At 65.9% G+C, this 20,722-nt stretch carries 19 protein-coding genes; 14 read left to right on the top strand and 5 right to left on the bottom strand.

All coding sequences use genetic code 11. The annotated features are described in order from the left end of the window. Positions 1–70: 70 nt before the first annotated feature. The 5 genes from infB (at position 71) to pnp (ending at position 6,945) form a co-directional block, all read left to right on the top strand. Complete coding sequence (infB, locus tag K4043_RS05380) at positions 71–2,710, top strand: translation initiation factor IF-2 (RefSeq protein WP_265308454.1); 2,640 nt, start codon at positions 71–73, stop codon at positions 2,708–2,710. Positions 2,711–2,785: 75 nt separating this feature from the next. Then, the gene (rbfA, locus tag K4043_RS05375; protein WP_265308453.1) at positions 2,786–3,223 is read left to right on the top strand and encodes a 30S ribosome-binding factor RbfA; all 438 of its coding nucleotides are present in this window, start codon (positions 2,786–2,788) and stop codon (positions 3,221–3,223) included. Positions 3,224–3,341: 118 nt separating this feature from the next. Then, positions 3,342–4,253, top strand: a complete 912-nt coding sequence (gene truB, locus K4043_RS05370; RefSeq protein WP_265308452.1) for a tRNA pseudouridine(55) synthase TruB — start codon at positions 3,342–3,344, stop codon at positions 4,251–4,253. A 172-nt stretch (positions 4,254–4,425) separates the two neighbouring features. Then, positions 4,426–4,686, top strand: coding sequence for a 30S ribosomal protein S15 (gene rpsO / locus K4043_RS05365; protein ID WP_038687260.1), 261 nt, complete (start codon positions 4,426–4,428; stop codon positions 4,684–4,686). A 147-nt stretch (positions 4,687–4,833) separates the two neighbouring features. Beyond that, positions 4,834–6,945 carry a polyribonucleotide nucleotidyltransferase gene (pnp, locus tag K4043_RS05360; protein ID WP_121038382.1) on the top strand — a complete coding sequence of 704 codons (2,112 nt, stop codon included), beginning with the start codon at positions 4,834–4,836 and terminating at the stop codon, positions 6,943–6,945. 132 nt (positions 6,946–7,077) lie between these two features. Here the strand turns inward: pnp and K4043_RS05355 are convergent, their stop codons facing one another. Beyond that, positions 7,078–7,461 (bottom strand): VOC family protein, encoded by a 384-nt coding sequence (locus tag K4043_RS05355; protein ID WP_265308554.1) that lies wholly within the window; start codon positions 7,459–7,461, stop codon positions 7,078–7,080. Positions 7,462–7,609: 148 nt separating this feature from the next. Here K4043_RS05355 and K4043_RS05350 point away from each other — a divergent pair, with 148 nt between their 5' ends. Continuing rightward, the gene (locus K4043_RS05350) at positions 7,610–9,208 is read left to right on the top strand and encodes a winged helix-turn-helix transcriptional regulator (RefSeq protein ID WP_265308451.1); all 1,599 of its coding nucleotides are present in this window, start codon (positions 7,610–7,612) and stop codon (positions 9,206–9,208) included. Here K4043_RS05350 and K4043_RS05345 read toward each other — a convergent pair. The 4 genes from K4043_RS05345 to K4043_RS05330 form a co-directional block, all read right to left on the bottom strand. Further along, the gene (locus tag K4043_RS05345; protein ID WP_265308450.1) at positions 9,177–10,253 is read right to left on the bottom strand and encodes a serine hydrolase; all 1,077 of its coding nucleotides are present in this window, start codon (positions 10,251–10,253) and stop codon (positions 9,177–9,179) included. The two genes, K4043_RS05350 and K4043_RS05345, sit on opposite strands and share 32 nt — an antisense overlap. Positions 10,254–10,361: 108 nt before the next feature. After that, positions 10,362–11,927, bottom strand: a complete 1,566-nt coding sequence (locus tag K4043_RS05340; RefSeq protein ID WP_265308449.1) for a PepSY-associated TM helix domain-containing protein — start codon at positions 11,925–11,927, stop codon at positions 10,362–10,364. 10 nt (positions 11,928–11,937) lie between these two features. Beyond that, positions 11,938–12,201 carry a hypothetical protein gene (locus K4043_RS05335; RefSeq protein ID WP_123730649.1) on the bottom strand — a complete coding sequence of 88 codons (264 nt, stop codon included), beginning with the start codon at positions 12,199–12,201 and terminating at the stop codon, positions 11,938–11,940. Further along, entirely contained in the window at positions 12,201–12,497 is a 297-nt protein-coding gene (locus tag K4043_RS05330) for a hypothetical protein (RefSeq protein WP_123730650.1), read from the bottom strand. Before K4043_RS05330 ends, K4043_RS05335 begins: the two co-directional genes overlap by 1 nt. Positions 12,498–12,841: 344 nt before the next feature. Between K4043_RS05330 and thrS the strand changes: the two genes are divergently transcribed. The 8 genes from thrS to K4043_RS05290 all read left to right on the top strand — a co-directional run bounded on the left by thrS (position 12,842) and on the right by K4043_RS05290 (position 20,667). Beyond that, positions 12,842–14,746, top strand: coding sequence for a threonine--tRNA ligase (gene thrS, locus K4043_RS05325; protein WP_265308447.1), 1,905 nt, complete (start codon positions 12,842–12,844; stop codon positions 14,744–14,746). 48 nt (positions 14,747–14,794) lie between these two features. Continuing rightward, complete coding sequence (gene infC, locus K4043_RS05320) at positions 14,795–15,334, top strand: translation initiation factor IF-3 (protein ID WP_172838068.1); 540 nt, start codon at positions 14,795–14,797, stop codon at positions 15,332–15,334. 436 nt (positions 15,335–15,770) lie between these two features. After that, on the top strand, positions 15,771–15,968 hold the full coding sequence (gene rpmI, locus K4043_RS05315; protein WP_017355265.1) for a 50S ribosomal protein L35: 198 nt from the start codon (positions 15,771–15,773) through the stop codon (positions 15,966–15,968). A 10-nt stretch (positions 15,969–15,978) separates the two neighbouring features. Then, positions 15,979–16,338, top strand: a complete 360-nt coding sequence (rplT, locus tag K4043_RS05310; protein ID WP_017355264.1) for a 50S ribosomal protein L20 — start codon at positions 15,979–15,981, stop codon at positions 16,336–16,338. A 195-nt stretch (positions 16,339–16,533) separates the two neighbouring features. Beyond that, positions 16,534–17,529, top strand: a complete 996-nt coding sequence (locus K4043_RS05305; protein WP_265308446.1) for a phenylalanine--tRNA ligase subunit alpha — start codon at positions 16,534–16,536, stop codon at positions 17,527–17,529. 93 nt (positions 17,530–17,622) lie between these two features. Continuing rightward, the gene (gene pheT / locus K4043_RS05300) at positions 17,623–20,004 is read left to right on the top strand and encodes a phenylalanine--tRNA ligase subunit beta (protein ID WP_265308445.1); all 2,382 of its coding nucleotides are present in this window, start codon (positions 17,623–17,625) and stop codon (positions 20,002–20,004) included. A 26-nt stretch (positions 20,005–20,030) separates the two neighbouring features. Then, on the top strand, positions 20,031–20,330 hold the full coding sequence (locus tag K4043_RS05295) for an integration host factor subunit alpha (protein WP_005410432.1): 300 nt from the start codon (positions 20,031–20,033) through the stop codon (positions 20,328–20,330). Continuing rightward, positions 20,311–20,667, top strand: a complete 357-nt coding sequence (locus K4043_RS05290; RefSeq protein WP_019182707.1) for a MerR family transcriptional regulator — start codon at positions 20,311–20,313, stop codon at positions 20,665–20,667. Before K4043_RS05295 ends, K4043_RS05290 begins: the two co-directional genes overlap by 20 nt. Positions 20,668–20,722 lie beyond the last annotated feature (55 nt).

Below are 20,722 nucleotides of genomic sequence, written 5' to 3'. Positions count from 1 at the left end.
CGCTCAGGGCTTAGACTCCGCGCTGCCTTCGCACGTTTCGAGGGAGCGCCAACCAGATCATAGGATCCGAATGTCGCAGCAAACCACCATCCGCAAGCTTGCCGAACTGGTCAACACCCCGGTCGATAAACTGCTCGTACAACTTGCCGAAGCCGGCATGAAGTTCAGCGGTCCCGACCAGGTCGTGACCAGTACCGAAAAGGTGAAGCTCCTGGGCTTCCTTCGTCGCTCGCACGGCAAGACCGAGCAGCCCGTCGAGAGCACCGACGAAGCCGCCAAGAAGATCACCCTGAACCGTCGCAAGTTGCAGGAAGTGACCGTCAGCGCCGGCCGCAGCAAGACCACCGTCAACGTGGAAGTGCGCCAGAAGCGTACCTACATGAAGGACGCCAGCGGCAAGCCGATGACCGCGGATGAGGAGCGCGCCGACATCCTGCGCAAGCTGGAGGAATCCCGCCAGCGCAATCTGGACGAGCAGCGCGCACTGGCCGAGAAGGACCGTGCGCGCGACGAAGAAATCGCCCGCAAGCGTCAGGAAGAAATCGACGCCAAGGAACGTGCCGAAGCCGAGCGCAAGGCGGCCGAAGCCGCTGCTGAAGCGGCCAAGAACGCACCGCCGGCCCCGACCCCGGCTGCGGCCAAGCCGGCTGCTGCCGATGCACCGGCCCGCAACGCGCGCCCGGCTGCACCGTCGGCTGCCCGTCCGGCACCGCGTTCGGACGATCGCAATTCGAACAACAACAACCGTCCGGGCGCCAAGCGCGATGACGATGGTGGCAACCGCTTTGCCGGTCAGCTGCATCTGTCGGCCGCCGATCGTGCCCGTCGCGGCAACAACAGCAACTCGCGCGGTCGTCCGACCGGGCGCGTGCAGCACGGCAGCCGCCGTGACAGCAACCAGTCGCGCAGCGGCGGTGGTGCCCATGGCTTCGAACGTCCGGTCGCTCCGATCGTGCGTGACGTCACCATCGGCGACACCATCACCGTCGCCGATCTGGCCCAGAAGCTGGCCGTCAAGGGCGGCGATGTGGTCAAGGCGCTGTTCAAGATGGGCGTCATGGCGACCATCACCCAGACCATCGACCATGACACTGCCGCGCTGGTGACCGAAGAACTCGGCCACAACGTGATCCGTGCCAACACCAACGACGCCGAAGACGCGCTGCTGGCGCTGGCCGGTGGCAACCAGGGCGAGCCGGTGGCACGTCCGCCGGTGGTCACCATCATGGGCCACGTCGACCACGGCAAGACCTCGCTGCTGGATTACATCCGCCGCACCAAGGTCGCCACGGGCGAAGCCGGTGGCATCACCCAGCACATCGGTGCGTACCATGTTGAAACGCCGAAGGGCGTGATCAGCTTCCTGGATACCCCGGGCCACGCGGCGTTTACGTCCATGCGTGCCCGCGGTGCCAAGCTGACCGACATCGTGGTGCTGGTGGTGGCGGCCGATGACGGCGTCATGCCGCAGACCAAGGAAGCCATCCAGCACGCCCGTTCGGCGGGTGTGCCGCTGATCGTGGCGATCAACAAGATCGACAAGTCCGGTGCCGATCCGATGCGCGTCAAGAACGAGCTGCTCACCGAGCAGGTCGTCTCCGAAGATTTCGGTGGTGACGTGCAGATGGTCGAGATCTCGGCCAAGGCCGGTCTGGGCATCGACGACCTGCTGGATGCGATCTCGATCCAGGCCGAACTGCTGGAACTGAAGGCCGTGGCCGACGGTCGCGCCACCGGCGTGGTCATCGAGTCCTCGCTGGACAAGGGCCGTGGCCCGATCGCCACCGTGCTGGTGCAGCAGGGTTCGCTGAAGAAGGGCGATTACCTGGTCTGCGGTATCCAGTACGGCCGCGTGCGCGCCCTGTTCGACGAAACCGGCGCACAGCCTGACCAGGCTGGCCCGTCGATTCCGGTGCAGGTGCTGGGTCTGTCCGGCGTGCCGGATGCCGGTGATGACTTCGTCGTGGTCGAAGACGAGCGTCTGGCCAAGGACGTTGCGCAGCAGCGCGAAACCAAGCGCCGTGAATCGCGCCTGGTGCAGTCCGCGGGCAGCCGCATGGAAGACATCATGGCGACCCTGGGCAAGGGCGATGGCCAGCAGGTGCTGAACCTGGTGATCAAGGCCGACGTGCAGGGTTCGGTGCAGGCGCTGAGCCAGGCACTGGTCGCGCTGTCCAACGACGACATCCGCATCAACGTGATCCACTCCGGCGTGGGCGGCATCACCGAATCGGACGCCAACTCGGCGGTTGCCTCCAAGGCCACCGTGATCGGCTTCAACGTGCGCGCCGACGCCTCCGCGCGTCGCATCATCGAGTCCAACGGTGTGGACCTGCGTTACTTCTCGATCATCTATGACGTGATCGATCAGGTGAAGCAGGTGGCCTCCGGTCTGCTCGGCGTGGAAATCCGCGAAGAGATCATCGGTATCGCCCAGGTCCGCGATGTGTTCCGCAGCTCGAAGTTCGGTGCGGTCGCAGGCTGCATGATCATCGAAGGTACGGTGAAGCGCAGCAAGCCGATCCGCGTCCTGCGCGACAGCGTCGTGGTCTTCGAAGGCGAGCTGGAATCGCTGCGTCGCTTCAAGGAGAACGTCGAAGAAGTCCGCAACGGTACCGAATGCGGTATCGGCGTGAAGGCTTACAACGACGTCAAGCCGGGTGATCAGATCGAGTGCTTCGAGCGTATCGAAGTGCCGCGCACCCTGTAATGTTCCAGGCCGGACCGCATCGCGCGGTCCGGCTTTTTCGCTTACGCATCACCCTTCAAGACGAGTCCGCCTACCGTGCCAAAGACCTTCCATCGAACCGACCGTGTTTCCGCCCAGATCCGCCGCGAACTGGGGACGCTCGTGCACAACGCCGTGCGTGTACACGGCCTGCCTTCGGTGAGCGTCTCCGACGTGGAAATCACCCGTGACATGGCACATGCCAAGATTTTCGTCACCGCGCTGATGCCCGAACGTTCGGTGGAGGCCATGAAAGGCCTGAAGGAATTGGCCTGGGAGCTGCGGATGGAGCTGGCGCGTGCGATGAAGCTGCGCCACGTGCCCGAGCTGCACTTCCACTACGATGATTCGGTGGATCGCGGCGAGCGCATCGACAACATCCTGCGCGATCTGCCCGATACGCTGGCGGCTGAGAAGAGCCGGCAGGGCGATGAAGGCGGCGAAGATGACGCGGACGAAGGCGAAGACGCCGACGAAGGCGACAAGAAAGCCTGATGGACCAACAGCCCGAAAGGGCTGTTGTCTTATGGGGCGGGGCCTGTCGCAGTGCGACCGCTCCGCCGGAGGCCGGATTGACCGGCAGCGCCACACGGCGCCGTTTTGAATTGAATGCATGGCACCCCGAATTTCATTCCGCCGCCTGGATGGCATCCTGCTGCTCGACAAGCCGACCGGCATGAGCTCCAACGCGGCCCTGCAGGTGGCCCGCCGCCTGTACCGCGCCGAGAAGGGCGGCCACACCGGCAGCCTGGATCCGCTGGCCACCGGGCTGCTGCCACTGTGCTTCGGTGAGGCCACCAAGATTGCCGGCCTGCTGCTCGGCTCGGCCAAGGCCTATGACGCCGAAGTGGTGCTGGGCCAGACCACCGATACCGATGACTCCGATGGCACCGTGCTGCGCGAGCGGCCGGTCCCGGCCATCAGTGCGGCCGAGCTGGAGGCGGCGCTGGCACCGCTGCGCGGTCGCATCCGTCAGCGCGCCCCGATCTACTCCGCGCTCAAGCAGGGCGGCGAGCCGCTGTACCTGAAGGCCCGCCGCGGCGAGGCGATCGACGCGCCGGAGCGCGATGTGGAGGTCCACGCCCTGGAGGTGCTGGCGCAGCAGCCGACCCGGCTGTCCCTGCGGGTGACCTGCGGTTCAGGCACGTACATCCGCAGCCTGGCCCGCGATCTTGGCGAGACGCTGGGCTGCGGCGCTCATATCGCTGGCCTGCGCCGGCTGTGGGTGGATCCCTTCCGTGAGGCGCCGATGGTCACCCTGGACACCCTGCGCGCCTTGGCCGAGCAGGGCGATGAGGCCGGCATGGAGGCCCTGTTGCTGCCGCTGGACGCGGGTCTGGCCCATTACCCGCGGGTCACGCTGGACGACGAGCAGACCCGTCGCTTCCGGGTGGGTCAGCGCATCCGCGACGCCAGCTGGCCGCAGGGTGGGGTGGTGGTCTTCGGCCCGGCCGAGGCGATCCAGGGCCTGGGCCAGGTCGACGAGACCGGTCTGCTGGCCCCGCAGCGCCTGTTCAACCTCTGAGCGACCCGGCCGGGCACCACCCCGGTCCTTGTTCCGGACGGCCGCTGACGTTACAATTTCGCGGCCTTTTCAGGCTTCCCGCGTTCTGCGGGTTCATCCTTTCGTTAACGGCGAGTCGCGCGGTACGTCAATGGGACGTTTCTGCGGGCCACGCATCCAAGAGAAAACAGATATGTCGATCGACACCCAGAAAGTCATTGAAGACAACAAGCGCAGCGCGGCTGACACCGGCTCCCCGGAAGTCCAGGTCGCTCTGCTGACCGCCCGCATCGAACTGCTGACCGGCCACTTCAAGACCCACAAGAAGGATCACCACAGCCGTCGTGGTCTGCTGCAGATGGTCAACCGCCGCCGCAGCCTGCTGGACTACCTGAAGAAGAAAGACGCTCCGCGTTACAAGGCCCTGATCGAAAAGCTCGGCCTGCGTCGCTAAGCACGAACCCCCACCGCGGCGCAGGAATGCGCCGCGGTTTTGTTTTGGCAGTACCGCATCAAACGTATGGGCCGGACAACCGGTCACCCGTCGGCGGCAAGGGTCGCCCGCGGTCCATTGAAGAAAGCATCATCCAAGGAAACCCCCGTGGCAAAAATCACCAAAACCTTCCAGTACGGCAAGCACACCGTCACGCTTGAAACCGGCGAAATCGCCCGTCAGGCCGGCGGTGCCGTCATCGTCAAGTTCGACGACACCGTGCTGCTGGTCTCCGCCGTTGCCGCCAAGAGCGCGCGTGAGGGCCAGGACTTCTTCCCCCTGACCTGCGACTATCAGGAGAAGTTCTACGCAGGTGGCCGTATCCCGGGCGGTTTCTTCAAGCGCGAAGGCCGCGCGACCGAAAAAGAGACGCTGATTTCGCGCCTGATCGATCGCCCGATCCGTCCGCTGTTCCCGGAAGACTACAAGAACGAAGTTCAGATCATCGCCACGGTGATGTCGCTGAACCCGGACATCGATGGCGACATCGCTGCCCTGATCGGCGCCTCGGCTGCGCTGTCGCTGGCCGGCACCCCGTTCAAGGGTCCGATCGCCGCCGCCAAGGTGGGTTACAAGAACGGTGAGTACATCCTCAACCCGACCGTGACCGAGCTGAAGGATTCGGAGCTGGAGCTGGTTGTCGCCGGTACCGCCAACGCCGTGCTGATGGTGGAATCCGAAGCCGCGCTGCTGTCCGAAGACGTGATGCTGGGCGCTGTGACCTTCGGTCACCGCGAAATGCAGAAGGTCATCAACGCGATCAACGAGCTGACCGTGGAAGCCGGCACCAAGCCGTCGACCTGGGAAGCCCCGGCCAAGAACGACGTGCTGATCAGCGCCCTGCAGGAAGCCATCGGCCCGCGCCTGGGCGAAGCCTTCCAGGTGCGCGACAAGCTGCAGCGCCGTGACGCCATCTCGGCGATCAAGAAGGATGTGGTCGAGTCGCTGGCTGGCCGTGTGGCCGCCGAAGGCTGGAACCCGGCCGAGCTGTCGAAGGAATTCGGCGAGCTGGAATACAGCACCATGCGCAACTCGGTGCTGGACACCAAGGTCCGCATCGACGGCCGTGCGCTGGACACCGTCCGCCCGATCTCGGTGAAGACCGGCATCCTGCCGCGTACCCACGGCTCCTCGCTGTTCACCCGCGGTGAAACGCAGGCCATCGTGACCATCACCCTGGGCACCGCCCGTGATGGCCAGGTCATCGATGCCGTCGCCGGTGAGTACAAGGAAAACTTCCTCTTCCATTACAACTTCCCCCCCTACTCGGTGGGTGAGACCGGCCGCATGATGGGCCCGAAGCGTCGCGAAATCGGTCACGGCCGTCTCGCCAAGCGCGGCGTGCTGGCAGTGATGCCGTCGCTGGAAGCCTTCCCGTACACCATCCGCGTGGTCTCGGAAATCACCGAATCCAACGGCTCCTCGTCGATGGCCTCGGTCTGCGGTTCCTCGCTGGCCCTGATGGACGCCGGTGTGCCGGTGAAGTCGCCGGTGGCCGGTATCGCCATGGGTCTGGTCAAGGAAGGCGAGCGCTTCGTCGTCCTGTCCGACATCCTGGGTGACGAAGATCACCTGGGCGACATGGACTTCAAGGTCGCCGGTACCGCTGAGGGCATCTCCGCCCTGCAGATGGACATCAAGATCGAAGGCATCACCGAAGAGATCATGAAGCAGGCACTGCAGCAGGCCAAGGCTGGCCGTCTGCACATCCTGGGTGAAATGGCCCACGGCCTGACCGCTCCGCGCGAAGAGCTGTCGGACTACGCGCCGCGCCTGCTGACCATCAAGATCCACCCGGACAAGATCCGCGAAGTGATCGGCAAGGGTGGTTCCACCATCCAGGCCATCACCAAGGAAACCGGCACCCAGATCGACATCCAGGATGACGGCACCATCGTCATCGCGTCGGTCAACGCCATCGCTGCGCAGGCTGCCAAGGCCCGCATCGAGCAGATCACCTCGGACGTCGAGCCGGGCCGCATCTACGAAGGCAAGGTCGCCAAGATCATGGACTTCGGTGCGTTCGTCACGATCCTGCCGGGCAAGGACGGTCTGGTCCACGTGTCGCAGATCTCCAGCGACCGCGTCGAGAAGGTCGGCGATGTGCTGAAGGAAGGCGATGTGGTCAAGGTCAAGGTGCTGGAAGTCGACAAGCAGGGCCGTATCCGCCTGTCGATGAAGGCCGTCGAAGAAGGCGAGGGCGCCCCGGCCGCCGAGTAATCGGCCCACGCCGATCTCGCGGTAGGTGAGGACCGTCGGTCCTCACGCCTACGCAGACAAGAAAAAGCGGGCTTCGGCCCGCTTTTTTTGTGCCCGCGTTTCGAGCCAACCAAACCACTCCGCCGTGCAGCGCTATGCCAGATAGCGCGACACCTCGATCAGATTCCGGTCCAGATCGCGGAAATACACCGACAGGATCGGTCCGGTCGCACCGGTCCGCTGTACGGGGCCTTCTTCGACGGTGACCCCCTGTGCCTGCAGATGCGCCAGGATCTCGTCCATCGTCGCGTAGGTGATCAGGCACAGGTCCGCCGAGCCCGGTGTGGGTCGCTCGGCCTTGGGCTCGAACTCGCGCCCGTGCGCATGCAGGTTGATCTTCTGCAGCCCGAAGCGCAGCGCCTTGCGGCCTTCGCCGAAGGACTCCACCTCCATGCCCAGCACACGCTGGTAGAACGCGCAGGTCGCGGCGACATCCGCCACGGTCAGGACCAGATGGTCCAATCGGTCGATATGCAGGTCGGTCATCGGTGTCACGCAGCAGTGAGGGAATGCGGTGGAACTGTAAGGCCGTGCACGCAAGCCGCAGGTGAATGCCTTGCGCTGCCGGGCCTCCTCATCGAGCGCTTCCTGCCGCGCCTGCAGGCAGTGCCCTATGCTGGGCGGCATGGGCACTTGCACACTGCTGGATCTGTATATAGACCGCACCGCACAGCAGGTGCGGCGCGGCGATGAGGTGTTGCCGGTCAACGGGCTGAGTTGGCGGCTGTTGGAGTGTCTGCTGGCGCATGGCGACGCCGTCGTCGATTTCGACACGCTGGCCGATCAGGTGTGGGCACCGGCGGTGGTCGGTGAGGATGCGATCAGCCAGCGGGTGAAGTTGCTCAGGCAGGCCTTGGGCGATGACAGCCGACGGCCACGGTATGTGCGCTCGGTGCGCGGCCGTGGCTACCAGCTGTGCGCATCGCCGAAGCCGGTAATGCACGACACCGTTGCCAACGTCACCGCCGAGGATGCCCGCGCGCCACGCAGACGCGGACGCGCACACCGGGTCTGGCTGGCAGCGGGAGTGATAGCGTCCGCAGCGGTTGCCGCGTTCATCGTGATCCGTTCCGGTATCGCGCCGACGTCGCCTGCCGATCCGGTGCTGCAGCGCGCTGCGTATTACGCGGGCATCGGCCAGGCCAGCAACAACGAGCGCGCGATCGCGTTGTACCGCCAGGCGCTGCAGATCGACCCCGAATCGTTGGCAGCGCGGCGCGGGCTTGCGCGGGCGCTGGCTGCCGATGCCTGCCTGTTCAATGGCGCCCGCGAGCGCGCGCAGGACGCATTGGTGCTGGCCGGCCAGGTGGTCCGCATGGCGCCCGACGATGCGACCGGATGGGCGGCGCGGGGCTACGCCTACGATTGCCTCGGCGCGATGCCGCAGGCCATGGCCGACTATCAACAGGCCCTGCAGCGCGACCCGGATGACGGGCGCACCCGCGCCTCGCTGGCCTATCTGCGTCAGGAGCGCGGGCACCTTGCGCAGGCACTGCAGGACAACCTGTCGCTGCGGGCTCCGGAGCGTGTCCGCTTCCGCGACGTGCAGGTCGCGCGCGAACTGGAGCTGCTCGGTTTCACCGATGCCGCCGCGCGCCGCCATGCACACAACTTCCAGCTCTATCCCGACAATGTGTTCGCCAACATTGCCTGGCCGCACAGCCTGCTGGCGATGGGCGAGCCAGGCAAGGCGCAGCAGGCCCTCGATCAGGCGCTGGCGCGCGGCACGCCGCATCCGCAACTGCTGCGCCTGCAGGGCGAACTGCGGTTGTTGAACGGAAATCGCAAGGGGGCCGCTGACGCCTTCGAGCAGAGCCGGGCACTACGCCCGCAGCAGTCGATGGGGCAGACCCTGGCTGGCCTGTATGGCGATCCAGCACCCACACCGGGATGGATTGCCGAGCGTCTGCGGCTGCTGAAAGGGCAGGGCGACGATGGCTGGTCCGACACCGCGCTGGAGCGTGCACTGTTGCTGCAGGCCCACGGCGATGAAGCAACTGCGCTGGCGGCCCTGCATCACGCAGTGGACGCCGGCTTCCGCGATGCGGCGTGGCTGCGCGCCACCCCTTTGTTTGCCCCGCTGCATGATGCGGCGGGCTGGCAGGGACTGCTCGACACGATCGAGGCGGACGTATCTGCCCAGCGTGCCCGGGTGTTGGCCGCCCCGTGGCGGCCAACAGACCTCGAGGGCCTCAGCGCAGCGCGGGCAGCAGGAACTCGGTAAGGATGCGGCGCGACTGCGGGTGGGCGTAGCTGCGGTTGTAGGCCTGGCTGGTGATCACCGCCACCAGCTTTTTCTCCGGCATCACGAACACGTAGTTGCCACCGTTGCCGGACATCGTCCAGACCGTGGTTTCGTGCCCATCGACCGGAAGCTTCAGCCCCCACCACTGATAGCCGTAGTCGCTGCCATCACCGGCGGAGGCCTGCGCGCTGAGCATCGCGCGCACATAGCGGGTCGGGATCAGTTGCTTGCCCTGCCAGCGTCCCTCGGCCAGCATCAGTTCGCCCAACCGCGCCAGGTCCCGGCTGCGGTAGCGCGTTCCACCGCCGCCCATGCCGATGCCCTCCGGTGAGCGGTTCCATGTGCTCGTGGTGATGCCCAGCGGACGCTCCAGCACCTGCGCGGCGTAGTCGGCCAAGGGCCGCTTCGTCGCCTGCTCCAGCACCGCGCCGAGTACGAAGGAATTGGCCGTGCAGTAGGCATGCGCGCGGCCGTGCGGGCTGTCTTCCGGTCGCGTCATCCACGGTGCGAAGCCTTTGACCGGCAGCGACAGCGCGAAGTCCAGCCAGTGCTCGGTCACGTACATGCGCTCTTCGTTGCCGGCCGAGAACGCATTCTCGTCATCGCACTCCCACAGGGTGCTCATGGTGAGCAGGTCTTCCACCGTCATTGCGCGCAGCCGGGGATCGACGGAATGGCCGGCGGTGAACGCGGGAAAGTAGTCGTACACACGGGCCTGCACGCCGGGCAGGGACCCGTCGCCGATGGCCGCACCGACCAGCATCGCGGTCACGCTCTTGCTGGCCGAGCGCACGTCATTGAGGGTCTCCGCCGTGCCACCGTTGAAGTAGCCCTCGTACGCCACCTGGCCGTCCACCAGTAGCAGCACGCTGGTGATCTGTTTGATGTCCTGGCTGGCGATCGCCGACTCCAGCGCGGTGATCCGGGCGCTGTCCAGCGCCGTGGGTGCGGCGGGAGCGGTCAGTGGCAGGGCGGCCGCCAGGGCGAAGACCAGGGTGGCAAATGGGTGTCGGTAGTGGTGCATGGGCAAGGCTCCTCGAGATGAGGGCCGACTACGCCATGATGCGGTCTGAAGTGCTGGAAACGTGGCTGAAGAATTCTGAAAGCCCGCCGTAGCAGGCCTCCAGGGTAATCAGCGCGGTGCACTCCAGACGCTGTTCGGGTCGCCATGCCGCGCGCGGCGCAGGCTCGCGCGCGCCAGCGTGGCAAATCCGAATGCCAGTGCGAGTGCCACCGCATCCACCCAGAACAGCGGCCAGTAGCCGCGTGCCGCGCTCGTCCACGGCCAGTAGCCGGTCAGGCCGCCGTGCGCCACCGCCACCAGTGCGGTGCTGATGGCGGCCGCCCAGAGCAGCTCACGGGCGGCCTGGTCGGGGCGGCGCAGTGCCGCCCACAGTGCACACGCGGCCCAGGTGGCGAAACAGATCCAGCGGATGCCGTGATCGACCGCCTGTGGCGCGATCTGCTCCAGGATCTGGGCGCCCACGAAGCTCGCCGAGACCGCCACGCACAGCCCGATACAGACCCCCACCGTGGCCCGGGCCATGTTGATCTGCGCGCGCCCCTGTTCCACCTGGCGCCGCTTGCGCCGCGATTCGATCCACAGCAGGTTGCCCGAGTAGAACAGGAAGGCGCCGCCCAGGCCGAGCAGGAAGTACAGCCACACCACCACGCCATTGCCGAACTCGCCGAAGTGCAGCGCGTAGGCCGCGCTGAGGGTGGCGTGGTTGGCATCGCGCTGCCCGGGCAGCTGGCTGCTCAGCAGGCGGCCGGTGGCGGCATCCAGGCCGACCGCGCCGAGCGGCCCCAGGGTGCCGCCGGATTCGCCGGTGATCTCGATCGTCGCGTTGGCATCGCCGGCATGGGCCAGCTTCAGGAAGGCCGGTTCGAAATCGGCCACGCCCTGCGCGCGCGCTACCTCGATGGCGCGTGCATGCAGCATGCGAAGCTGGGTACCATCGCCGGGCTGGCCGCTGGGCTCGCGTACCGGGGCCGTGTCCATCGCCGCCGGCACCGCCTGCAGCAGCTTGCCGTCGAAGATCAGCGGATTCAGCGCCGCCATCTGCAGGAAGATCAGGCAGAGCAGCGCGCCGGTGACCGCGAACATCAGGTGGAAGGGCAGGCTGAGCACGCCGATCACGTTGTGCGCGTCCTGCCACATCTGCTTGAGGTTGCGGCCCGGGCGCAGCGCGAACAGATCGCCCAGCAGTTTGGGCAGGTGGATGACCAGGCCACTGAGCAGGGCCAGGCCATACAGCAGGCTGACGATGCCCATCAGGTAGGTGCCCGCGACCGGCAGGCCCAGACTGTAATGCAGCTCGTTGACCAGCTCGGCCAGCCCGGTCTGTGGCGGGGTCACGCTGCCGTCGTAATGGTCCAGCCAAGCGTACAGCCAGGTGCCCTTGGCATCCTGCCAATACGCGATCGGCTGCGGATGATCCGCCCCCGGGAAGGTCATGCCCACGTGGGCGCGTGCGGCCGGGTGGCGCTCGAGCACCCCCTCGAGCAGGCGCTGCGCGTCGTCCAGGCTCGCGGCCGGGGTGTCGACCGCATGCGGGGTCTGCCACAGCGGCAGATCGTGGTGGAACAGGGTCAGCGCACCGGCGTAGAACGCCACGAACAGCGCGAAACCGGCCACCAGGCCGACCCACGTATGCAGCGTGGTGAAGGTACGCAGGGTCGGGGAACTGAACTTCATCGTATCGCTCTCATTGCACCGCGCCGGTCAGGCGCAGCAGCCACAACAGGCCAAATCCGGCCAGGGCGGTCGCGCTCATCACGGCCCACGCCCGCAGCCCGGTGCGGAAGCTGAAGGCCCAGATCGCCGCCAGCATCCACAGCGGAATGAAGGCGATCAGGCTGGGTACCAGCGCGCTCTGCCACGGCCCCGGCGGCAGCCAGGCGACCAGGCCGGTGGCTGCGGCCGCGACGAAGAACCCCGCCAGGAGGCCGGCGCCCGCGCGGGCCCACATCAGCGCATCACCTGTGCCGGGCGGTGCCAGGCAGCAAGCAGCGGCAGCAGGACCGCCGCCAGCATCCAGCTGCACAGCATCACCACCACGCCGGTGGCGATGCCCAGATTGGCGATCCACAGCCACAGCGCCGCCACCGCAGCCACCAGACTGATCTGCCGGCCAAGGCGGCCGGCACGACGCAGGCGCGGCCAGCGGCAGTGCGGTGAGGCGGCATACAGCGCCAGCGCGGAAAACGCGGAGCCGACCAGCGCCAGGCTGCAGAAGCCGAGCGAGGTCAGGGCAACAGTGATCATCGGCAATCCAATCGGCAAACCTGTCCTGGGCAGGACAGTAATCCGCGCATGGTAATCATTGCGGTTTGCGGGCGCCACACGGGCGCATTCAGGCGGTCCTGTTGCTTGGCCGCAGTCGGAGCGGCGCATTCATCGGCGGATTGGTTTAAGATCAGGTCATCTCTATCGAGGCAACAAGGTGGCCCGCGCCCTGCGCCGGTCTAGCGTGTGACATGAGCACTACCACCGCCCACCGCTGAACGCCCCCGACGGCCCCTGACGCAGGCGCCCTCGTGGCGCTTTTTTATTGCCTCGTCCCCGGATTCTCCAGGCCCCCTTGCGGGCCACCAGACCAAAGCACTCTCATGATCGCGATCACGCTCCCCGACGGCAGCCGCCGTGAATTCGAAAACCCCGTCAGTGTCATGGACGTCGCCCAGTCCATCGGTGCCGGCCTGGCCAAGGCCACCATCGCCGGTTCGGTGGATGGCGTGCTGGTCGATGCCAGTGACGTTATCGACCACGATGCCAGCCTGCGCATCATCACCGCCAAGGACGAGGAGGGCGTGGAGATCATCCGCCACTCCGCCGCCCATCTGGTCGGTCATGCGGTCAAGCAGCTGTACCCGGACGTCAAGATGGTGATCGGCCCGGTCATCGCCGAAGGCTTCTATTACGACATCTACTCCGAGCGTCCGTTCACGCCTGACGACATGGCCGCCATCGAAAAGCGCATGGGCGAGCTGATCGCGCAGGACTACGACGTCATCAAGAAGGTCACCCCGCGTGCGGAGGTCATCGAGATCTTCAAGGCGCGTGGCGAAGACTACAAGCTGCGCCTGATCGACGACATGTCGCCGGATATCCAGGCCATGGGCATGTACTACCACCAGGAATACGTGGACATGTGCCGCGGCCCGCACGTGCCCAACACGCGCTTCCTGAAGGCCTTCAAGCTGACCCGCATTTCCGGCGCCTACTGGCGCGGCGATGCCAAGAACGAGCAGCTGCAGCGCATCTACGGCACCGCCTGGGCCGACAAGAAGCAGCTTGAGGCCTACATCAAGCGCATCGAAGAAGCCGAAATGCGCGATCACCGCCGCATCGGCAAGCAACAGGAGCTGTTCCACCTGCAGGAAGAGGCCCCGGGTCTGGTGTTCTGGCACCCCAAGGGCTGGGCGCTGTGGCAGGTGGTCGAGCAGCACATGCGCCGTGTGTACCGCGACAGCGGCTACGGCGAAGTGCGCTGCCCGCAGATCCTGGATGTGTCGCTGTGGCAGAAGTCGGGCCACTGGGACAACTACCAGGAAAACATGTTCTTCACCGAATCGGAGAAGCGCACCTACGCGGTCAAGCCGATGAACTGCCCGGGCCACATCCAGGTGTTCAACCAGGGCCTGCACAGCTACCGCGATCTGCCGATCCGCTACGGTGAGTTCGGTTCGTGCCACCGCAACGAGCCCTCCGGCGCGCTGCACGGCATCCTGCGCGTGCGTGGCTTCACCCAGGACGACGGCCACGTGTTCTGCACCGAGTCGCAGATCGAAGCCGAAGTGACGGCCTTCCACCAGCAGGCGCTGGCGGTGTACACGACCTTCGGTTTCGACGAGATCCAGATCAAGATCGCGCTGCGCCCGGAAAAGCGCCTCGGCGATGACGCCACCTGGGACAAGGCCGAAGCCGCGCTGCGTTCGGCGCTGGGCAACTGTGGCGTGGAGTGGCAGGAGCTGCCGGGCGAGGGCGCCTTCTACGGCCCGAAGATCGAGTACCACCTCAAGGACGCCATCGGCCGTACCTGGCAGCTGGGCACGATGCAGGTCGATTTCATGATGCCCGGCCGCCTCGGCGCCGAGTACGTGGACGAAAACAGCCAGAAAAAGCACCCGGTCATGCTGCACCGGGCGATCGTCGGCTCGATGGAGCGGTTCATCGGCATCCTGATCGAACACCACGCCGGGTCCTTCCCGTCCTGGCTGGCTCCGACCCAGGTGGTGGTGGCCAATATCACCGATGCGCAGGCTGAATACGTCAGCGAAGTACGGAAAACCCTTGCAGATCAAGGCTTCCGCGTGAACGCCGATTTGCGCAACGAGAAGATCGGATATAAGATTCGCGAGCATACGCTGCAGCGGGTCCCGTACCTGCTGGTGGTTGGCGACCGTGAGAAGGAAAATGGCGCCGTGGCCGTGCGTACGCGCTCTGGCGAAGATCTGGGCAGCATGTCCGTCCAGGCCTTCATCGAGCGGTTGCAGGCAGAACAGTCCGTGTAAGAAAGTCCCGGCCCTGCGGATGTTCCGCGATGGGCCGGTTTGATTCCTCTGGGAGATTGCAATATCAGTACCCCTGACAACAAACAGAACCGCAAGAATCAGGAAATCCGGGTGCCGCGCGTCCGCGTGATCGGCAGCGACGGAGAAATGATTGGTGTGTTGACGCGTGACGAAGCGCTGTCGATGGCCGAAGACGAAGGTCTGGACCTGGTCGAGATTCAGCCGCAGGCTGATCCGCCGGTGTGCAAGATCATGGACTTCGGCAAGTTCAAGTTCGAAGCGCAGAAGAAGGCCAACGAGGCCAAGAAGAAGACCAAGCAGGTCGAGATCAAGGAAGTGAAGTTCCGCCCGGTCACCGATGAAGGTGATTACCAGATCAAGCTGCGCAAGATGCGCGGTTTCCTGGAAGAGGGCGACAAGATCAAGGTCAACATCCGCTTCCGTGGCCGTGAAATGAGCCATCAGGAACTGGGTCGCGAGATGGCCAGCCGGATCGAAGGTGATCTGGGCGAGGACATCGTGATCGAGTCCCGTCCGCGCCTTGAAGGCCGGCAGATGGTGATGATGATCGCGCCGAAGAAGAAGTAACCGGCCATCGGCCCCAGCCCGGACGGGCGGGGCGTAGAGCCGGGCCATGCCCGGCTGCCGGCGCCGCCGGTGTCGAGTGCTTCAGATTCGCGTTACAAGGCACGGGCGCCTTTTCAGGCGCCTGCTGCCGTTTGCCGTGGCCGCAGCCTCTGCGGCCCGTCCGGCGTACGTTCCACGTCTGCCGGCACCGGTAAACACCCGCCCAATCAAGCGTTTGCAACTGCCTGGATTCACGGGCATAATGGGCGGCCCCGTTTTGCGGGGGTGCTGTTTTGAACGGTTTCCCGCCCCATAAAGGCACGCTGTTTCAACGGCAAACAGGACCGGCCTGGTTCCCATAGGGGATCCCGGGCTTACAAGCAGGCAAGGGCACGGACGGAAAGTGTGGCAATGCCACCGCCCTGGTCAGTGACAAAACATCATCAAGGACATAGCAATGCCCAAGATCAAGACCAACCGGGCGGCGGCCAAGCGCTTCCGCAAGACCGCGTCCGGCAAGTTCAAGGCTGGCCACGCCAACCGTAGCCACATCCTCACGAAGAAGTCGACCAAGCGGAAGCGCAATCTGCGTCAGACGAACCATGTTCGTGCAGAAGACGCAGGCCGTTTGAACCGTATGCTTCCCTACCTCTGAGGACTGACCCATGGCACGAGTAAAGCGTGGCGTACAGGCGCGTCGCCGCCACAAGAAAATTCTGACCCTGGCGAAGGGTTACTACAACGCTCGCCGCAAGGTCTTCCGCGTTGCCAAGCAGGCCGTGATCAAGGCACAGCAGTACGCCTACATCGGTCGTAAGCAGAAGAAGCGCAACTTCCGTTCGCTGTGGATCACCCGCATCAACGCGGCTGCCCGCATCAACGGCCTGAGCTACAGCCGTTTCATGAACGGCCTGCTCAAGTCCGGCATCACCCTGGACCGTAAGGTTCTGGCTGACATCGCCGTGCACGACGCAGCTGGTTTTGCTGCACTGGCCGAAAAGGCCAAGGGCGCACTGGCGGCATAAGTCCATTCCCCTGCCGTTGCCGTTCACGCGCAACGGCTGTGGGTAAGGCAAATGCATGGGGAAGGGCGCAAGTCCTTCCCCATTCTTTTTTGTGTTGGCGGTGGCCCTCCCGGTGCCATCGATCGACAGCGGTGGCGACGGGGGTCGGCCCGACGCGCATCGCGATGGCATACCGACGCGAGGCTCCGGCTATCCATGAGTGACATCCAATCCCTGACCACGCAGGCACTGGCCGACGTGGCCGCTGCCCAGAGCCCCGATGCGCTGGAAGCCCTGCGCGTGGCCCTGCTGGGCAAGAACGGCAGCATCACCGCCCAGCTCAAGCAGCTCGGTGGCTTGCCAGCCGATGAGCGCAAAGCCGCCGGCGAAGCCATCAACCGTGCCCGTGACGCGCTGAGCAGCGCGCTGGGTGATCGCAAGGCCGTGCTGGAAGACGCTGCGCTGGACGCGCGCCTGGCCGCCGAAGCGATCGACATCACCCTGCCGGGCCGTCGCGAAGAGCGCGGTGGCCTGCACCCGGTGACCCGTACCCTGGAGCGCATCACCGAGATCTTCGGCCGCCTCGGTTACGAGCTCTCCGAAGGCCCGGAAATCGAAGACGACTGGCACAACTTCGAAGCGCTGAACTTCCCGCCGCACCACCCGGCGCGCGCGATGCACGACACCTTCTATTTCGGCGATGGCCGCCTGCTGCGCACGCATACCTCCGGTGTGCAGGTGCGCTACATGGGCGAGCACGCACCGCCGCTGCGCATGATCGCGGCCGGCAAGGTGTACCGCAGCGACAGCGACCAGACCCATTCGCCGATGTTCCACCAGGTCGAAGGCCTGCTGGTCGACGAACACTCCACGTTCGCCGATCTCAAGGGCACGCTGTCCGAGTTCGTGCGCGCGTTCTTCGAGCGCGATTTCGAGATGCGTTTCCGTCCCAGCTACTTCCCCTTCGTGGAACCCGGCGCGGAAGTGGACATCGCCTGGCAGCAGCCCGACGGCAGCACCCGCTGGCTGGAAGTGCTCGGCTGCGGCATGGTCCACCCGAACGTGCTGCGCAGCGTCGGCATTGATCCGGAGCGCTACACCGGCTTCGCCTTCGGTTTGGGCGTGGAGCGCTTCGCGATGCTGCGTTACGGCGTCAACGACCTGCGCGCATTCTTCGAAAACGACGTGCGGTTCCTGAAGCAGTTCGCGTAAGCGCGTCAGCGTAGCGCCGGGCCATGCCCGGCTGGACAGGATTCAAGACCATCACGGCCCAGGCGCCTGCGCCGGGTCCACCAGGGTGACACCATGAAATTCTCTGAAAACTGGCTGCGCAGCCACGTCCCGACCACCGTCTCGCGCGATGAACTCAGCGCGGTGCTGACCGCGATCGGTCTGGAAGTGGAAGAGGTCGATGCGCTGGGCGATGGCCTGCAGCATGTGGTCGTGGCGAAGATCATTTCCGCCGAACGCCATCCCGAAGCCGACCGCCTGCAGATCTGCCAGGTCGATGCGGGGCAGGGCGAGCACCTGCAGATCGTCTGTGGCGCGCCGAACGCGCGCCCGGGTCTGGTCGCGCCGCTGGCGATGGTCGGCGCGCAGATCGGCGATCTGAAGATCAAGCCGGCCAAGCTGCGTGGCGTGGACTCCAACGGCATGCTGTGTTCGGCCAAGGAACTGGGCCTGGACACCGATGCCTCCGGCCTGTTCGAACTGCCGGACGATGCGCCGGTCGGCCAGACCCTGGTGGAGTACCTCGGCCTGCCCGACGCCAGTATCGAGATCAAGCTGACCCCCAACCGCGCCGACTGCTTCAGCATCCGCGGCATCGCCTTCGACGTGGCCGCCGCATGCGCCAGTGAAGTGGTGCCGTTCGATGCCGCGCCGGTCGCCGCCGTGGGCACGCGCGAGCTGACGGTCCAGCTGGACGCCGGTGCCGAAGCCCCGCGTTACGTCGGCCGCGTGATCGAGGGCGTCAACGCCCGCGCCGCCACCCCGTTGTGGATGGCCGAGCGCCTGCGTCGCAGTGGCGTGCGCCCGGTCTCGCTGCTGGTGGACGTCACCCAGTACGTGATGCTGGAACTCGGCCAGCCGATGCATGCTTTCGATCTGGGCACCCTGCAGGGCAGCATCGGCGTGCGCCGTTCGCGCGCCGGTGAAACCCTGAAACTGCTCGACGGTCGCGATGCCGCGCTGGACGACAGCTTCCTGCTCGTCACCGATGCGGACCGCCCGATTGCGCTGGCCGGCCTGATGGGCGGCTTCGATACGCGCGTCACCGACGACACCACGAACGTATTCCTGGAGGCCGCGCACTTCGCGCCCGCCGCGATCATGGGCCGTGGCCGCAAGCTGGGCCTGCACACCGATGCCGGCCACCGCTTCGAACGCGGCGTCGACCCGGCGCTGCCGCGCGCGGCGATCGAGTACGCCACCCGCTTGATTCTGGACCTGGCCGGCGGCACCCCCGCGCCGGTCACCGAGGCCGTGCGTGAGGCTGACCTTCCCGCGACCGCCACCATCAGCCTGCGCCGCGCCCGTATCGCGCGCGTGCTAGGCATCCAGATCGCCGAAGCCGATGTGGAGCGCATCCTGCGCGCGCTGGGCATGGAGGTGGTCGCGACCGCCGATGGTTGGCAGGTCACCGCGCCCAGCCGCCGCTTCGACATCGCCATCGAAGAAGACTTGATCGAAGAGCTGGCCCGTATCCACGGCTACGAGCAGATTCCGACCACGCTCCCGGGCGGTGCCTCGCGCGTGGCGATGCCGACCGAGACCCGCCTGGACGACCTGAGCGTCCGTCGCCAGCTGGTCGCCCGTGACCTGCAGGAAACCATCAACTACGCCTTCGTCGATGCCGCGCTGCTCGCGCAGTGGCAGCTGGACGAGGGTCTGGTCGTGCTGGCCAATCCGCTGTCGGCCGAACTGGCGGTGATGCGCCCGTCGCTGCTGCCGGGCCTGGTCGCGACCCTCGGCCGCAATGCCGCGCGCCAGCTGGGCCGCGTGCGCCTGTTCGAACTGGGCCGCGTATTCCATCAGCAGGCCGGCGAAGGCCAGCCCGCGCCGCTGGAAACCCAGCGCGTGGCCGCCGCGATCTGTGGCGATGCCGACACCCAGCAGTGGGGTCTGCCGACCCGCAAGGTCGATTTCCACGACCTCAAGGGCGACCTGGAATCGCTGGCCGCGGCCAGTGGCGCCGCGCTGGTGTTCACGCCGTCGCAGCGTCCGTATGGCCACCCCGCACGGTCGGCCGAGGTCTCCCGTGACGGCGTCAGCCTGGGCTGGATCGGGCAGATCCACCCGCGCCTGGCCAAGGCCATGGATATCGACGTGGACGTGTTCGCCTTCGAGCTGGACCTGGCGCCGTTGGCCGCCCGCGCGCTGCCGCGCGCGACCGAGCTGTCGCGCTTCCCCTCGATGCGCCGCGATCTGGCCTTCCTGGTGCCCGAGGCCGCGGCCTGGGCCGACCTGGAAGCCACCCTGCGCCGCGCCGTCGGGCCGCTCCTGCGCGAGGTCACCCTGTTCGACCGTTACGTCGGCCAGGGGGTCGAGCCGGGGTTCAAGAGTCTCGCTATGGGCTTGATTTTGCAGGACAAGTCGCGCACTCTGACGGACCGCGACGTGGATGCGGTGGTGGCCGAGGCGGTCTCTGCCATGGAGCGTGAACATCACGCCCGGATCCGCGGTTGAGCGGGAAGCATGGGGGATAGCAGGCAATGGCATTGACCAAGGCGGAGATGGCCGAGAAGCTGTTCGACGAAGTCGGTCTGAACAAGCGCGAAGCCAAGGAATTTGTCGACGCGTTCTTCGATGTGCTGCGTGAAGCATTGGAACAGGGACGTCAGGTGAAGCTGTCCGGCTTCGGGAATTTCGACCTGCGGCGCAAGAACCAGCGCCCGGGTCGCAACCCCAAGACCGGTGAGGAAATTCCGATTTCCGCCCGTACGGTGGTCACCTTCCGTCCGGGCCAGAAGCTCAAGGAAAGGGTAGAGGCATATGCTGGATCCGGGCAGTAACCGAGAACTTCCGCCGATACCGGCCAAGCGCTACTTCACCATCGGTGAGGTCAGCGAACTGTGCGACGTCAAGCCGCACGTGCTGCGTTACTGGGAAACCGAGTTCCCCAGTCTCGAGCCGGCCAAGCGCCGCGGCAACCGCCGCTACTACCAGCGCCACGATGTGCTGATGGTGCGCCAGATCCGCGGCCTGCTCTATGAGCAGGGCTACACCATCGGCGGCGCTCGCCTGCGCCTGGAAGGTGCCGATGCGCGCGAGGAATCGGCGCTGAGCAACCAGATCATCAAGCAGACGCGGATGGAACTGGAAGAAGTGCTGCAATTGCTGCGCCGCTGAACCATTTTTCACGCAAACCCGTTATACTCGTCGGCCCGCTGAGAGGCGGGGACAT

Origin of the sequence: Stenotrophomonas sp. SRS1, from assembly GCF_026130205.1 — a bacterium.
GTDB lineage: Bacteria > Pseudomonadota > Gammaproteobacteria > Xanthomonadales > Xanthomonadaceae > Stenotrophomonas > Stenotrophomonas rhizophila_B.
The sequence above is the reverse complement of the archived record's forward strand: the minus strand, read 5'-3'. Positions and strand labels throughout refer to the sequence as shown.